The following is a 15182-nucleotide window of genomic DNA, read 5'->3' as shown; positions in this document are numbered from 1 at the left end:
AATGGAAGAATAGTCTGAATTGAGTAACGGGAAGGATTGAATCCAATGCCAGCGAAAGAAATGTTAGAAAAATATGCAGATGTCGCCTTGCGTACAGGTGTTAATATCCAAAAAGACCAGCCGCTGTTCATCATGGCGCCAATCAGCGGAGCAGATTTTGTCCGTTTAATCGCCAAACGCGCTTACGAACTAGGAGCCAGTGATGTACATATTAACTGGACGGATGATACATTAACGCTTTTAAAATATACACATCAATCAGAAGAAGAACTGACCGACATTCCAGATTGGGCAATTGAGCAGCGCGCTTATTACATGAAAAAGGGAGCTGCCTTGCTGCAAATTCGTTCCACTGATCCGGATCTTTTAAAAGATGTGGATGGCAATAAGGTGGCGCAGGCAACGAAGGCAACAGCACAAGCATTGCAGCACCTGCGCAAGTACACCATGAATGACATTATTCCTTGGACCATCATTACAATTCCAACTGATGCTTGGGCACAGAAAATCTTCCCAGGAAAATCTGCAGAAGAAGCAACACAGCTCCTGTGGGATTCTATCTTTAAAATTGTCCGTGTCGATCAGGATGATCCTGTACAAGCATGGAAAGAACATAATGCAACGCTGCATCATGCCCGTGATGTACTAAACAAAAAGCGCTATAAAAAGCTTCATTTCACATCCGAAGGTACAGATTTAACAATTGGCTTGCCGGAAGGTCACATTTGGAAAGGCGGTTCTTCGACTACAGAAGGCGGTACGGAATTCAATCCAAATATGCCGACAGAAGAAGTGTTCACAATGCCTCATAAATATGAAGTAGAAGGAACAGTTACAAGCAAGAAGCCGCTGATTTACGATGGCAATACCATCGATAACTTTACGCTTACGTTTAAGGATGGCAAAGTTGTTGATTATAAAGCAGAAACAGGTCAAGAAACGCTGAAGCACTTGCTGGAAACAGATGAGGGCGCTTTGCATCTTGGTGAGGTGGCGTTGGTGCCGCATGAATCACCAATTTCCCAATCGGGTCTGATTTTCTACAACACATTGTATGATGAAAATGCATCCTGTCACGTTGCCTTAGGAAAAGCCTATCCAACAACATTGGAAGGCGGCTCATCCATGAATGAAGAAGAGTTAGATAAGCATGGCGTTAATGACAGCTTAACGCATACGGATTTTATGATTGGATCAGCAGACCTTGCAATTGATGGTGTTTTCGCAGATGGATCATCAGAACCTGTCTTCCGTGACGGAAGCTGGGCAATCAAATTTGATTAACAAAAAAAGGATTACGGCTTTGCAGCCAGTAATCCTTTTTCTTATTCTAATATACCGTTATGCACCAGCACAGCACGAATACCATGGTAGTCACATGGCACGTCCATTTGTTCCTTTATTTCTCGCAGCCGCGGAAGTTCTTCATGCAGCTTCAGGACATCCAATACGGCTGTTTCTTGTTCTTCTGAAAAGAACTGCTCTAAATCAAGTGCTTTTCCGTCAGCATATGCTTTAAATAAATGATTGCTCACTGTAAGAGGAGTCAGGTCTCTGTCCTTTGCAATGTCATCCAAAGAGCGTCCTTGTTCGAATGCTTCGTAGCTGATCAAATGACTTGGTGTATCTTGCTTTTCTTGCAGTAAAGGCTTTTTCGTTTGTACTGGAACAGCTTGCGATTGTTCATATTGTACAAGTACCTGGAGGAATTGCTCGCCGTACTGTTCCATTCGTCTTTCTCCAATTCCCTTAATCTCCAGCATTTCCCGCTCACTATGCGGTACCAACCGGCATAGCTCCTTTAACGTAGCATCCGAGAAAATGACATATGGAGGCAGACCTTCTGCTAGGGCGAGCTCCTTGCGCAATTGCCGCAGCTCCTGGAAAAGCGTCTCATCATAATCTGCTTCCGCTGTCTCCGTAGCTTTGACAATCTGCATCATCACTTTCTTTTCACCTTTCAGAATGCGTACCGCCTCATCTGTTAGAGTCAGCACCGGATATTTATCATCCGTCGGTGCAAGAATCATTTCAGCTGAGAGATAGTGAATGAACTGGGTAATATCCTTTTCGGTACGATTTTTCATAATCCCATACGTAGAAAGGGTTTCAAGGCCAAACTGTTTGATCCGTTTGTCTTTCGATCCTTTTAACACTTTAGCTACGAGCACGGCACCAAAGCGTTCGTTCATGCGTTTCACACAAGATAGAACCATCTGTGCTTCCTTCGTTATATCTGTCTTCTCAAATTCATTAAGGCAGTTGCTGCAACGGCCGCAATCCTCTGGAATATGGGGATCCTTAAAGTAATGCAGCATATACGTTTGTAGGCAGGACTGTGTATGACAGTAATTCATCATTTGCTGGAGTTTTTGATATTCGGCTTGCGTATCGGAAGATGAATTCTCGATTAAAAACTTCAGCAAATGAACATCTTGACCGGAAAAGAGAAGTACACAATCACTTGGCTCACCATCACGACCGGCACGACCGGCTTCCTGGTAATAAGCCTCCATGTTCATCGGCAGCGCATAGTGAAGCACATAGCGCACGTTGCTTTTATCAATGCCCATACCAAATGCGTTTGTTGCTACCATCACGTTTACCTCATCTTGAATAAAGGAGGATTGAGCTGCCTGACGATCTGCTTCGCTCATACCGGCGTGGTATCTAGCTGTCTTAACTCCTTGGCGGTTAAGAAATTGGTAAAGCTGATCAACTAGTTTTCTAGTTGGCGCATAGATGATTCCGGTTTCATGCTTTCGTTTCTGAATGAAATCAAATATATATCGTTCTTTATCTGCTCCTTTTACTACTTGAAAACGCAGATTCTCTCGCGCAAATCCGGTACGCACCGTGTGATCCTCATTGATTTGCAGCAGTCTTTGGATATCGTCTGCAACCTGGGGTGTCGCTGTTGCAGTGAGTGCCATAACCGGCGGCCTCTCTGGCAGTTTATCCAGAATGGAAACAGCAGACCGGTAGCTTGGGCGAAAATCATGTCCCCACTGGGAAATACAATGGGCTTCATCGAATGCAACTAAGCTAATCGAGAGATGGCGTATCGTTTGCAGGAACCGTGGATTTTCCAAACGCTCCGGCGCGACGTAAAGAAATGTGAATGCGCCGTGTTCCGCTTGCTGCATCGTCCATTCCATTTCGGCAGCTTCTAATGTGCTGTTAACATAAGCAGCGGGTATGTTCATCGCTGTCAGTGCATCAACTTGATCCTTCATCAAGGAAATAAGAGGGGAGATGATTAAGGCTGTCCCTTGATTCAGTAAAGCTGGCACTTGATAGCAGATAGATTTACCGCCGCCTGTTGGCATAATTGCTAACGTATTATGATGCTTCATAACATGACCAATCACATCAGCTTGTCCGGCCCGAAAGGTGTCATAGCCATAATAATCCTTTAGTATTTGCTGGGCTGTAGCTTCCACGTTCAAAATCCTTTCTTCATTCCTCGTTAGGTATAGCATAACATGATTACATACGAGTTCGCTTTCTAGTAGAAAAATTAAAAAACTGCCTGAATAGAACAGGCAGTCTTGTGTTTTATACTGTCGCCTCAGTTGTCGGGCGCTTTAATTCTATTTTAATTTTCTCCAAGCGGTTGTCGCGGACGGATTCAACAGTGAAAAGCATATTTTCATATTCTACCACTGTATCTGCATCTTCATCTGGAATAGATCCGACACGGTCGAGTATGAAACCTGCAATCGTATCAAAGTTTGGTACGTCGATATCTGTATCGAAGAAGTCATTAAATTCATCAATCTGGAGCGAGCCATTCGCTAAATACGTATTTTCATCGATACGTGTTAACTGGCCCTCAATCTCATCATATTCATCATCGATATCTCCGACAATCTCTTCAATCATATCTTCCATTGTTACAATTCCGGAGAAACCGCCGTACTCGTCGATTAAAATTGCCAGGTGATTATGTGTCTGCTGCAATTCCTTCAGCAGATCATCAATGTACTTCGTCTCAGGAACAAAATGTGCTTCCCGTAAGATCGATTCAAGCCGGACGCTGTCAAACCCATGCACCCGAACTGCTTTGAAATAGTCTTTGATGTTCAGTATACCAACGATTGTATCGCTGTCTGTTTGATAGACAGGTATTCTGGAATACTTTTGTTCAAGCAGAATATCCGCCAATTCATTCGGCGGGGTATCAATGCTGAGTGTAAATGTATCTGTACGCGGAGTCATAATTTCACGGGCAATCTTATCATCAAGGTCAAAAACACCTTTAATCATCCCAAGCTCATCCTCATTCAGAATTCCTTCCTCCTGCCCCGTCTGCGCTAGAAGCTTAATCTCTTCACGGGAGACTTTCTCAGCTTCCGCATCGTTTCCTACACGCGTAATTTTAACGAGCATATTGGTGGAGAAGGATAGGAACTTTACAAACGGCATTGCGATCTTGCTAATAAATAGTATCGGCGTAACAGAGAATCTAGCTATCTTCTCCGCGTTTTGAAGGGCAACCCTTTTAGGGAACAACTCACCAAATACAAGTGTCACATAAGACAGCAATATGGTAATGACTACAACACTAATTTGCTGTGCATAAGGAATATCTCCCAGCACGCCAGCAAACCGGTCGGCAAGACCAGTAGCAGCAGAGGCACTGGAGAAGAACCCTGCCAGTGTAATACCAACTTGAATCGTCGCAATAAACTTACTTGGATCCGCAATTAGCTTCTCTAGCATTGCTGCTTTTTTGTCGCCATTATCTGCTTGCTGTGAAATGCGGTTTTTATTCAGTGAAACCAAAGCAATTTCTGCTGCAGCAAAAAAAGCATTCAGTGCAGTTAAAATACCAATCAATACAAGCTGGAGTATAACTGGACTCCCAGGATCATCCGGACTATTCATGTATAAAATCTCTCCCTTTACTAAACGCAAAAAAATGCGTATCTATAATATAGATTATACGCTTTTTCTAATAACAATCCAAAACCTTTGCATGTATTGTAGTATATCCGTTAAATTGGGAATTATTCCAAGCTTCGCAGCTGCTGCCGAAGGGTTTTTATCTCTCTTTCCATCTGCTCTAGCTGCTTTTCCATATGTGATGCACCAGTTCCGCTTGCAGCCAGCTTATCCGCATCAGCTGAAACACTGCTGTAGGTCATTTTTAATTCGGCTAATTTTGCTTCCAAATCTTGTTTGTTCATATAATCACCTCTACACTAAGAATAGGAATAATCATCCAATTCGTCAAGCTGGAGGGAAGACAATGCGTTTTATTCAAGAACACGATGCAAGCCGCCTGTTAGCGGCAGTTGAAGCTCTGTTATTACAACACGAGGCAGCGAATAATTTACTGCTTGGCCTTTTACGCAGAATAGCAGATGGGGAGGATATGAGCGCTTCTTTTGGATACGGAGAACAAGCTGGAGAGATAAGGACAGTTTTTCTGGTTATAAAGGGCGAACGTCTCATCATTTCACACGGGTTGTTATGGCAAGAGACAGATGCAGAGCGACTGGCGGCATTTGTTCAGACATTAACGCCAGATCTTCCAGGTGTCATTGGTCCAATCGTGCAAGCAAAGCAATTTGCGCATGCTTGGCATCAGCTGAGCGGTAAACAATCAGAACTGCATATGAACCAGTTTATTTATCAGCTTAATTACGTAGAGAATACAGGAAAAGCAAAAGGAGAAATACAAGTGGCGCGTTCTGCTGACTTCACTCTGTTGCGTGATTGGCTTATACGATTTGGGAAAGAGTTGGGAGAAAAGAGAACAGAAGAGCAAGCAGATGCAACGATTGGCAGACTGATTTCACAGCAGAGAATGTACATTTGGAAGGTAGATGGCCAACCTGTCAGTATGGCGGGATGTTCGAGAGAAAGCAGGAACGGTATTGTAATCAATGCTGTTTTTACGCCGCAAGAACATCGGCAGCAAGGGTACGCACAAGCGCTAGTTGGACAATTGTCAGCTAAATTACTACAAGATGGAAAGCGTTTCTGCTGTTTGTTTACGGATGCAGACAATGATGGTCCGAATAAGCTTTACCAAAGAATCGGATATAAGCAGGTGGCAGAAAGCTGCGCAATCAATTTTAAATAAACAAGGACCGTCCCATATTGGTGACGGTCCTTGCTGCATTAAATTTTGCCTTGGAAGCTGGCAAGCTCATTATAGAATGTATCGAACGTTGGAAGATCCATTTGCTGACCTGCATCAGATAGTGCAGCAGCTGGGTTCGGGTGTACCTCTGCCATAACACCATCTGCTCCAACAGCTAAAGCGGCTTTCGCACACGGAAGCATGATATCTTTTCTGCCAGTAGAGTGCGTTACATCAACCATGACAGGAAGATGCGTCTCTTGTTTTAGAATCGGAACAGCAGAGATATCAAGCGTATTGCGTGTTGCTGTCTCATATGTGCGGATACCGCGCTCACAAAGAATGATTTGTCCGTTTCCTTCTGAGTGTACATATTCAGCTGCAGCGATGAATTCTGCGATTGTTCCAGATAAAGCGCGTTTGAGCAGAACTGGTTTGTTCGTACGCCCCGCTTCTTTTAGCAATTCAAAGTTTTGGGCATTGCGAGCACCGATTTGGATAACATCGACGTAATCAAGCGCTTTTTCGATATCATGCGGCGTCACAATCTCACTAATAACAGCCAGGTCGTATTCATTTGCTGCACGCTTTAGAATCTCCAAGCCTTCCACGCCTAACCCTTGGAAGTCGTATGGAGAGGTACGAGGCTTAAAGGCCCCGCCGCGAAGCAATTTCAGCCCTTTGTTTTTCAAGGATTCTGCTACCGTGGCTACCTGATCGTAGCTTTCGACAGAACAAGGACCAAAAACAAAGCTGGCTTTACCAGTACCAATTTTTTCGCCTTTCAAATCAATAACGGTGTCTTCATTCTTATAAGCGCGGGAGACGAGCATTGGTCGCTTGCTTTCCGCTTCTTCTTCTTTTGTTTTTGCCTGCATAACAGCTTTAAAGATAGCGTCCATCGCAGCATCTCCAAGTACGCCGGATTCATTCTGTGCTTTTAGTTCTGCAAGCAGCAGTTTTTTTGTTTCGCTGCGCTCATTCTCGGGAAGATCCTTCAGCTGCTGCCTCAAGCTTGCTTGTTCGTTCAACAATTTCAACAGCTCAAAATGTGTTTGTTCATACTGCTTTTTCAGCTCCAAAACATTTGTTGTCTGCATAAATAGATCCTCCTTATAAGTATAAAATAGCCTAAACTTGCCTTCATTAGCCCATCCAGACGGAACCAGTTATTATACCTGCATGCATTCCAAGTTTCCGAAGAATTTGTTGCAAACTGCTTTCGTACTGATACAGGTTAATGAAAAACTTCAGCATCAACATTGTTAGCTGGAATTAAAGCAATGTTGAAAATATTATCCCTATACTACATGCTTTTATAAATAAATACAAATGAAAGTCGAAAAGTATGCAGAAAAAAGGACGATAATACCAGATTCCCTTTTATCAATACTTATAGATAATTACAGTATAAAATTTATATTTTCTTTACATGAAGTTTCTGTTTATTCTCACGCCGTTTGGCGAGGTAATCCAGCAGCGTAAACAGGAATACGAATAAAAACAGGAAACTCGACAGTTGGAACAAAATAGCTGTCGAAACGTACTGATGGAAGATACCGAGAATAACAGCACTTAGCCCGATGCCAAAATCAATAGATGAATAGTACATGCCATTTGCAATACCGCTTCTCTCCACATCAGTCTTGGAAATAGTCCACGCCTGGAGAGCGGGGATCATGGACCCATATCCAATTCCGAATAAAGCCCCAGATAAGATAAAATACCAATTTGCTGTTGCCATACTAAGAATCCACATCGCGACAAAGGCGACAATGGCACAGCCCATGATTAACAGCCAAGGCCCTTTTGCATCGAATAAACGCCCTGTAAACGGTCTGCTGATTGTCGCACACAAAGCATTAGTCAAATAAAAGAGGAACGTTCCGGTAAGCTGCTGTTCTTCTCCGAATAAGACAAGATAAGTAACGATAGAACCGTATCCGAAAGAAGTGAAGAATGTGATAAGTACAGGATAAGCGCTTTTTTTCTCGATAAGAGAATGAATAAATGAAAAGGTTGGCGGCTGGGCTTGGTTGCGAGCCAGAGCTTCAGGTTCTGCGTATCGGGTAAACGCCAGAAACAGAAAAGCAATAATGCCAAGCAAGATGGATACAGTGATAAGTGTGCGGAAGCTGTAATTTTGATAAAGGTAAATACCGATACTTGGTGCAATGATCATGCCGATTGTGATGGAAAGACCAAAGTATCCCATTCCTTCACCAACTCGTTTTCTTGGTATTAAGTCGACAGCAGCGGTACCATTTGTTGTGGTGCTCCATCCCCAGGCTGCACCATGCAGAAAACGAAAAATTAACAGAAGTGTGACAATTTGAGTGAAAGGATAAAGAATCGTACAAACGAGGAGCAGGAAGGAGCCAATTAAAATCAGCATCTTCCTTTTCTTCGTTAGTAAGACATGACCGATAAAAGGGCGAATCAAGATGGCTGCGATGGAAAATGTCGTTGTTACCAGTCCGACCTGCAAACTGCTGCCGCCAATTGACGCAATATAAGGCGGCAAGTTTGGCAGCAGCATTTGAAAACTCATAAAAGTGAACAAGTTGCCAAGTAAGAGGAAAATAAAGCCCTTCGTCCATAAAGGAGGCTGCGTTGGCATATGGTGTCCTCCTATTCTGATTGAGCAGATTTTTTGTTCATTCTAGAATTGACCCATTCATTGTAGAAGTGGGTAATAATCGTTTTGCAAACGGCGTAAAACGGAATAACAAATAACAATCCAAGGAAACCGGCAACACTTCCTGCAGCCAATATAAGCGTGATGACGGTTAATGGGTGAATACTGAGCGCCTTACCCATGACATTTGGAGAAATCAAGTTTCCTTCAATTTGCTGCGCAATCAGCATAACAATAGCCGCTAAAATTGCCAGTTTTGGTTCCTGGAAGAAAGCAACAAGAATCGCTGGTACAGCTGCCAAATACGGTCCGAGAAACGGAATGACATTGAACACAAGACCGATAACGGCTAGTGTTAACGCATAATCTAAACCAATAATCCAGTAGCCAATGAAGAGCATGGTGCCGACACATAAACTTACAATTAATTGACCTTGGATGAAGGAAGCTAGCGTGTGATTGACATCTTCTAACAGCTGTTTTACACTAGCTCCTTTTTTCTTATCAAAAAATTTTGTTATAAATGGAATCAATTTATCTCCATCTTTAAGCATAAAGAATAAGAAAAAGGGTACGAGAACTAGTGTGAACAAGAAGCTGACCAGACTAGATATAAAGCCAATCAAATAACCAGGAATATCCTGTAATTTGGATTGTAGATTACTTGCATAGTTCTCAATAGAATTTTCCACTTGATCTGGCAAGGAAGAGTGGTTGTTCTGCCAATAATCAACAAGTCCTGTAACCTGGTTTGTTATGGCAGGGATGTTGTTTACAAGGGACTGGTATTGATTCTGAACGATTGGGGCAGCAAATTTGTAGACAAGATACCCTAAGCCAATGAGCAGCAGGAATATTGTCAGGATGGCCACCCACTTAGGGAAGCGAATTTTCTCTAGCAGCAGCACGAGCGGCTTTGTAATGTAAAAGAGCAGGCCAGCTGCAATCATAGGAAATGCAATTGCGCTTATGTAAGTAAACAGCGGCTGGAAAATAAAATCGACTTTCGCGATTAAGAGAATCAGTGTGAAAGTCAGAACAGCTGCGACTAAGCCTTGAAACCATTTTTTCTGTGTCAATGTAAATCAGTACCTTTCCGCGTTTAGTGATATAGCCTAGCATAGCATAGCGGGGCTGTATCGTAACCCTATACACAAAGGATTTGTTAAATTTCCAGTAAGGTGGGATTCCGCGCCATTTTGAAGACGGAATGTGGTAGGATATGACTATACTTATTTTTCAGGAGGAAGCATATATGGTATGGCAAGATACATATAAGAAGTGGAGTACATTTGAATCACTTGATCCAAAATATAAAGAGGAGCTGGCAGCCCTCGCAAATGATGAAACAGCTTTAGAAGATGCTTTTTATAAAGAACTTACATTTGGCACCGGCGGTATGCGCGGTGTGCTGGGAGCAGGTACGAATCGCATGAACATCTATACCGTCCGCAAAGCCGTGGAAGGATTGGCTGTCTATTTGGAAAACAATAGCACGGATTACAAAGACCGCGGCGTAGCGGTTGCTTATGATTCTCGTTATATGTCACCCGAATTTGCAGACGAAACTGCTCGTGTGCTCGGTGCGCACGGAATCCGCGCACATGTGTTTGAATCTTTGCGTCCGACACCGCTATTATCTTTCGCTGTCCGTCATCTGAAGGCTGCTGCAGGTATTATGATTACAGCAAGTCATAATCCGCCGGAATATAACGGATTTAAAGTATATAACGAAGATGGAGGGCAGATTCCTCCCGAACAAGCCGAAGCAATTATTGGTGAAATAGCAAAAGTTGAGGACGAACTAGCAGTACAAGCAGCAGATTTAGAAACAATCCGCAATAATGGACTGCTTCATGTAATTGGAGAAGATGTGGACAGTGCTTACCTTAAAGAACTAAAAACAATCTCCAACATGTCTGATTCAGCAAGAGAGCAGCTGGACAAGCTGCAAATTGTATTCACGCCATTACATGGTACAGCACATGATTCTGTCCTTCGCGGTTTAAATCAGCAAGGGTTCCAGCATGTTCATGTTGTCAAAGAGCAAGCACAGCCGGATCCTGAGTTCTCAACTGTTGAATCGCCAAATCCGGAAGAACACCAAGCCTTTGCTCTTGCGATGGAACAAGGGAAAGAAATCGGTGCTGATGTACTCATCGGAACAGATCCTGATGCAGACCGTCTAGGTGTGGCAGTTCAAGATGGAAAAGGTGCTTATCAAGTGCTGACAGGTAATCAGCTCGGTACGCTGATGCTTGATTACGTGCTTACAAATGCATCCGAAGAGGACTTGCGTAATGGGAAGTTAGTGAAGACAATTGTAACTACCGAAATGGGACGTGCTGTAGCTGCATCTTACGGTGTTGATACAATTGACACGCTTACCGGTTTCAAATATATCGGAGAAAAGATTAAGCAGTTTGAATCGACATCTGAGAAATTCTTATTCGGTTATGAAGAAAGCTACGGTTATTTAATTGGTGACTTTGTACGTGATAAAGATGCAGTACAAGCTGCCATAATCGCTTGTGAAATGGCTGCGCATTGGCGCGCTCAAGGCAAGACGCTTCTAGAAGCACTGCATGTATTGTATGAGAAACATGGTTTCTTCCTGGAAGATTTGCATTCGATTACGTTAAAAGGAAAAGACGGAGCGGCTAAGATTGCCAGCATGATGGATGCTGTTCGTGCCGATACGCCAAAAGAGCTAGGCGGCTTAAAAGTGCTTGCAGTTGAAGACTATGCAGCACAAACCCGCCATAATATTGATTCCGGCAGCGAAGAGAAGCTGACACTGCCAAAAGAAAATGTTATCAAGCTATTCCTGGAAAAAGACAGCTGGGTATGTCTGCGTCCATCAGGAACAGAACCAAAAATTAAGAGCTATTATGGCGTCAGCAGCACAAGTTATGACAGCAGCTTAGAACTATTGGAGCAGCTCAAAGCAGACCTTGCGAAGTACTTGCAGTAATAGTTGACTTGAATGGAGATTTCGACTACACTTAATTTGTGATAAGCGCAATTTGCTTTTAAAGGGGAGTAGCTACACAATAAAGTCGTCATTCCGAGAGAAATCTCCGGCTTTATTGGCAACTCAGACGTTGTTAGCGAGACCTTTACCTTCTTGGTAAAGGTCTCGCTTTTTTTTATAAAAAGTGTTATGCCTAAGCCGAGAAGGGGTACGATTGCAAAAAGATCGCATACTAAACTTAAAAGGGGCGTAACCACATGGATGCACAATTACTATTTGAGTACGGGTGGGTGCTGATTGTCCTTGTCGGGCTTGAAGGAATTCTAGCCGCAGATAACGCATTAGTACTCGCAATTATGGTAAGACATTTGCCGGAAGAACAACGAAAGAAAGCACTTTTTTATGGACTCGTAGGAGCATTTGTCCTTCGCTTCGCATCTCTGTTCGTCATTTCCTTCCTTGTTGATGTATGGCAGGTACAGGCGATTGGTGCAGCGTATCTGTTATTTATCTCTATCAAGAACCTGTACGATAAATTTAGCGCAAAAAATAATGATGTTGCTAATAAGAAGCCAAAGAAGGAAAGTGGCTTCTGGATGACTGTCTTCAAAGTAGAGCTTGCTGACTTAGCTTTCGCGGTCGATTCCATTCTTGCCGCTGTTGCACTTGCAGTAGCTCTTCCTCCAACAGGATGGGGGAACGTCGGCAGCTTAGATACTGGGCAGTTCGCAGTTGTTTTAGCTGGAGGTATGATCGGTATTATTATCATGCGTTTTGCAGCGAATATATTTGTGGACCTGCTTCATACGCGACCTGCTTTGGAAATTGCCGCATTTATCATCGTCGGCTGGGTAGGTGTGAAATTACTTGTTAGTACGCTGGCTCACGAATCCCTTGGGGTCTTGCCGCATGATTTTGCGCACTCGACTATATGGAAGCTTATCTTCTATGGTGTGCTTGTAGCGATAGCTGTTATCGGCTGGATTGTCTCTGGCAAGAACAAAGTGGAGCATAAGAAAGAAGATTCCCCTGAAGGAACAGAATAATAAAACATCAGACCCTTCTGCTAATCATCTGGCAGAAGGGTTTTTTTAATCAGACATTTTGTCTTTCTGGCATAGAAGCGTTAAAATAGAAGTAAGAGAAGATAAAGAAAGGGATGCAAACCATGTCAGAACATCATTTTCACTTAGCAGCAGCTTGGCCAGGAGGAAGAAATAGCTCTGGTACAATAGAAGCAGGAAATCTAAAGACAGAAATTAGTATTCCGCCTGAAATGGGTGGTCCTGGCATTGGTACAAACCCGGATGAAATGTTGCTTGGTGCAGCAGCCACTTGCTATATTATTACCTTGGCAGCGATGATAGAGCGAGCAGACTTACCGCTTGCTTCGATGAAATTGGAGTCAGAGGGCATTGTTGACGAAACAAACGGTGTCATAACATATAAACGGATCATTCACCGGCCGACTATCTTTTTAAAAGCAGAAGCTTCAGCTAAGCAATTTCAGATGCTGGAAAGACTGGCCGTGAAAGCAGAAGAAAGCTGTATGATTACAAGAGCAATTAAAGGAAATGTGGAAGTGAGTCTGGAAGCTGATTTAAACATCGAACAAACTTCCTGACAAAGCTTTACTTTACAATAAAGGACGGAAAGCGTATGAATAGTGAACGTGCGATGCATATTCTGAAAGAGAATGGCTTTAAACAGACAAAGCAGCGCGAAAAACTGTTGGATATTTTTCAGAAGCGGTCTCAGTATTCCGCGGTAAACGATCTTTGGAAGGATTTTCGAGAAGATTTTCCAAGCGCCAGTTACGATACCGTATACCGCAATTTATATACAATGGCTGAGCTCGGTATTTTGGAGATGACAACAATTGACGGAGATAAGCATTTCCGTTACCACTGCAATGTAGAAGGCCACCATCACCACTTCATCTGTAAGCAGTGCGGCATAACAAAACCAATTGATGTCTGTCCGATAGCTGATGTGCAAACCGTGCTGCCGGGCGGTTATACGATAGAAAATCATAATTTTGAAGTGTATGGTGTTTGTCCTGCCTGTCAATAATTTATTGATAGGCAGTTTTTTTATGAAACAGACGTAACCATTACTATTTACAAATAGTAATGGTTACGATATAATTTCCAATAGAGTTTATCACGCAACGGGAGGATTATTATGTTCAAGAAATCATTATTTGCTATAAGTACCGCTCTCCTGCTTGTTTTGCTTGCAGCTTGTTCGGACGGCGGCAGTCAAAACAGCACAGAAGACGGTAAGATGAAGATTTACACAACTATTTATCCGATTCAGTATTTTACGGAGCAAATCGGCGGCGATTCAGTAGATGTTGAGTCTGTGCTTCCACCGGGAAGTGATGCACACAGCTTTGAACCAACATCCAATCAGATTGTTGACATCGCAAAAGCAAATGCATTTCTTTATTCCAGTGATGAGCTGGAAACGTATGCTGGAACAATAGCTGATGCAATTGGTGATGAAGATGTGACCATTAAGCAATTGGCAGGAGATATTAACTTATTGCCATTTGGTGAAGAACACGACCACAGCCATGAAGGTGAGGCAGCTGCAGAGGAAGAACACGACCACAGCCATGAAGGTGAGGCAGCTGCAGAGGAAGAACACGACCATAGCCATGAAGGCGAGGCAGCTGCAGAGGAAGAGCACGACCACAGCCATGAAGGTGAGACAGCAGCAGAGGAAGAACACGACCACAGCCATGAAGGTGAGGCAGCTGCAGAGGAAGAACATAACCATAGCCATGGAGATGAGGCAGCGGAAGAAGAACATGATCACAGCGATGAAGGTGCAGCAGAAGAAGCACACCATCACGATCACGGCAGCATGGACCCGCATTATTGGCTTGATCCAGAGCGTGCTAAACAAATGGCCGAAAATATAAAAGATACACTTGTCGAGTTGGATTCCGACAACAAAGCTGCTTACGAAGAGAACTATAAAGAAGTAGCAGAAAAATTGGACGAACTTGATCAGAAGTTCCAGCAAACTGTTGAAGGCAAGGAGAATAAGAAAATTATTGTTTCTCATGCTGCTTACGGATACTGGGAAGACAGATATGGTATTGAACAGATTGCCATCACTGGTTTGTCTCCTACCAATGAACCTTCTCAGCAAGAACTAGAGAATATCATTCATACAGCTGAAGAAAACAAGCTGAATTACGTTTTGTTTGAGCAAAATGTATCGCCGAAAGTAGCGACGATTGTACAAGATGAGATTGAAGCGGATGTGTTGCGTATTCATAATCTGGAGACAATTACCGAAGAAGAAGTGAATGATGGGGAAGACTATTTCAGTCTTATGAATCATAACATTGAAACACTGGAGCAAGCACTGACAAATAAATAAATGGGGATGCTAGTCCTCAGCTTATAGAAAATCTGAACGATGATGAGAATACAGGAATTCTCTCACGTTCAGATTTTTTT

Annotated in this window: 13 protein-coding genes; 7 read left to right on the top strand and 6 right to left on the bottom strand. The window is 43.0% G+C overall.

Going from position 1 to position 15182, the window contains the following annotated elements:
- Positions 1 to 45 precede the first annotated feature (45 nt).
- Entirely contained in the window at positions 46 to 1284 is a 1239-nt protein-coding gene (locus tag KS242_RS14640) for an aminopeptidase (RefSeq protein WP_217322009.1), read from the top strand.
- A gap of 41 nt (positions 1285 to 1325) precedes the next feature.
- On the opposite strand, the gene recQ is transcribed toward KS242_RS14640, so the two are convergent.
- From recQ to KS242_RS14625, 3 genes are all read right to left on the bottom strand, one after another.
- Positions 1326 to 3443 (bottom strand): DNA helicase RecQ, encoded by a 2118-nt coding sequence (gene recQ / locus KS242_RS14635; RefSeq protein ID WP_371747555.1) that lies wholly within the window; start codon positions 3441 to 3443, stop codon positions 1326 to 1328.
- Positions 3444 to 3558: 115 nt separating this feature from the next.
- Entirely contained in the window at positions 3559 to 4890 is a 1332-nt protein-coding gene (locus tag KS242_RS14630) for a hemolysin family protein (protein ID WP_217322007.1), read from the bottom strand.
- Between the two features lie 122 nt (positions 4891 to 5012).
- Complete coding sequence (locus KS242_RS14625; RefSeq protein ID WP_217322006.1) at positions 5013 to 5192, bottom strand: SE1832 family protein; 180 nt, start codon at positions 5190 to 5192, stop codon at positions 5013 to 5015.
- A gap of 62 nt (positions 5193 to 5254) precedes the next feature.
- Between KS242_RS14625 and KS242_RS14620 the strand changes: the two genes are divergently transcribed.
- Positions 5255 to 6094 (top strand): GNAT family N-acetyltransferase, encoded by an 840-nt coding sequence (locus KS242_RS14620; protein ID WP_217322005.1) that lies wholly within the window; start codon positions 5255 to 5257, stop codon positions 6092 to 6094.
- A gap of 38 nt (positions 6095 to 6132) precedes the next feature.
- Here KS242_RS14620 and KS242_RS14615 read toward each other — a convergent pair whose 3' ends face one another.
- The 3 genes from KS242_RS14615 to KS242_RS14605 all read right to left on the bottom strand — a co-directional run bounded on the left by KS242_RS14615 (position 6133) and on the right by KS242_RS14605 (position 9811).
- Complete coding sequence (locus tag KS242_RS14615; RefSeq protein ID WP_217322004.1) at positions 6133 to 7194, bottom strand: bifunctional 3-deoxy-7-phosphoheptulonate synthase/chorismate mutase; 1062 nt, start codon at positions 7192 to 7194, stop codon at positions 6133 to 6135.
- 317 nt (positions 7195 to 7511) lie between these two features.
- Positions 7512 to 8714, bottom strand: a complete 1203-nt coding sequence (locus tag KS242_RS14610; protein ID WP_217322003.1) for an MFS transporter — start codon at positions 8712 to 8714, stop codon at positions 7512 to 7514.
- A gap of 11 nt (positions 8715 to 8725) precedes the next feature.
- On the bottom strand, positions 8726 to 9811 hold the full coding sequence (locus tag KS242_RS14605; protein ID WP_217322002.1) for an AI-2E family transporter: 1086 nt from the start codon (positions 9809 to 9811) through the stop codon (positions 8726 to 8728).
- A gap of 176 nt (positions 9812 to 9987) precedes the next feature.
- Here KS242_RS14605 and KS242_RS14600 point away from each other — a divergent pair, with 176 nt between their 5' ends.
- The 5 genes from KS242_RS14600 (at position 9988) to KS242_RS14580 (ending at position 15102) form a co-directional block, all read left to right on the top strand.
- Entirely contained in the window at positions 9988 to 11706 is a 1719-nt protein-coding gene (locus KS242_RS14600) for a phospho-sugar mutase (RefSeq protein WP_217322001.1), read from the top strand.
- Between the two features lie 257 nt (positions 11707 to 11963).
- A complete protein-coding gene (locus KS242_RS14595) occupies positions 11964 to 12752 on the top strand; it encodes a TerC family protein (RefSeq protein ID WP_217322000.1) in 789 nt (262 codons plus the stop codon).
- Positions 12753 to 12874: 122 nt separating this feature from the next.
- On the top strand, positions 12875 to 13330 hold the full coding sequence (locus KS242_RS14590; RefSeq protein ID WP_217321999.1) for an OsmC family protein: 456 nt from the start codon (positions 12875 to 12877) through the stop codon (positions 13328 to 13330).
- Between the two features lie 35 nt (positions 13331 to 13365).
- The gene (locus tag KS242_RS14585; RefSeq protein WP_217321998.1) at positions 13366 to 13779 is read left to right on the top strand and encodes a Fur family transcriptional regulator; all 414 of its coding nucleotides are present in this window, start codon (positions 13366 to 13368) and stop codon (positions 13777 to 13779) included.
- A gap of 111 nt (positions 13780 to 13890) precedes the next feature.
- Positions 13891 to 15102 (top strand): metal ABC transporter solute-binding protein, Zn/Mn family, encoded by a 1212-nt coding sequence (locus KS242_RS14580; protein WP_217321997.1) that lies wholly within the window; start codon positions 13891 to 13893, stop codon positions 15100 to 15102.
- Positions 15103 to 15182: the final 80 nt, after the last annotated feature.

This window comes from Terribacillus sp. DMT04 (assembly GCF_019056395.1).
GTDB classification, from domain to species: Bacteria; Bacillota; Bacilli; order Bacillales; family Amphibacillaceae; genus Terribacillus; species Terribacillus aidingensis_A.
This window is presented reverse-complemented; position numbering and strand designations above follow the sequence as displayed.

Excerpts from the sequence above, each read along its gene's own strand:
- KS242_RS14625 (WP_217322006.1), bottom strand. The coding sequence starts at position 5,192 with ATGAACAAACAAGATTTGGAAGCAAAATTAGCCGAATTAAAAATGACC.
- KS242_RS14590 (WP_217321999.1), top strand. The coding sequence starts at position 12,875 with ATGTCAGAACATCATTTTCACTTAGCAGCAGCTTGGCCAGGAGGAAGA.
- KS242_RS14615 (WP_217322004.1), bottom strand. The coding sequence starts at position 7,194 with ATGCAGACAACAAATGTTTTGGAGCTGAAAAAGCAGTATGAACAAACA.
- KS242_RS14620 (WP_217322005.1), top strand. The coding sequence starts at position 5,255 with ATGCGTTTTATTCAAGAACACGATGCAAGCCGCCTGTTAGCGGCAGTT.
- KS242_RS14595 (WP_217322000.1), top strand. The coding sequence starts at position 11,964 with ATGGATGCACAATTACTATTTGAGTACGGGTGGGTGCTGATTGTCCTT.
- KS242_RS14585 (WP_217321998.1), top strand. The coding sequence starts at position 13,366 with ATGAATAGTGAACGTGCGATGCATATTCTGAAAGAGAATGGCTTTAAA.
- KS242_RS14610 (WP_217322003.1), bottom strand. The coding sequence starts at position 8,714 with ATGCCAACGCAGCCTCCTTTATGGACGAAGGGCTTTATTTTCCTCTTA.
- KS242_RS14600 (WP_217322001.1), top strand. The coding sequence starts at position 9,988 with ATGGTATGGCAAGATACATATAAGAAGTGGAGTACATTTGAATCACTT.
- KS242_RS14630 (WP_217322007.1), bottom strand. The coding sequence starts at position 4,890 with ATGAATAGTCCGGATGATCCTGGGAGTCCAGTTATACTCCAGCTTGTA.
- KS242_RS14640 (WP_217322009.1), top strand. The coding sequence starts at position 46 with ATGCCAGCGAAAGAAATGTTAGAAAAATATGCAGATGTCGCCTTGCGT.
- KS242_RS14580 (WP_217321997.1), top strand. The coding sequence starts at position 13,891 with ATGTTCAAGAAATCATTATTTGCTATAAGTACCGCTCTCCTGCTTGTT.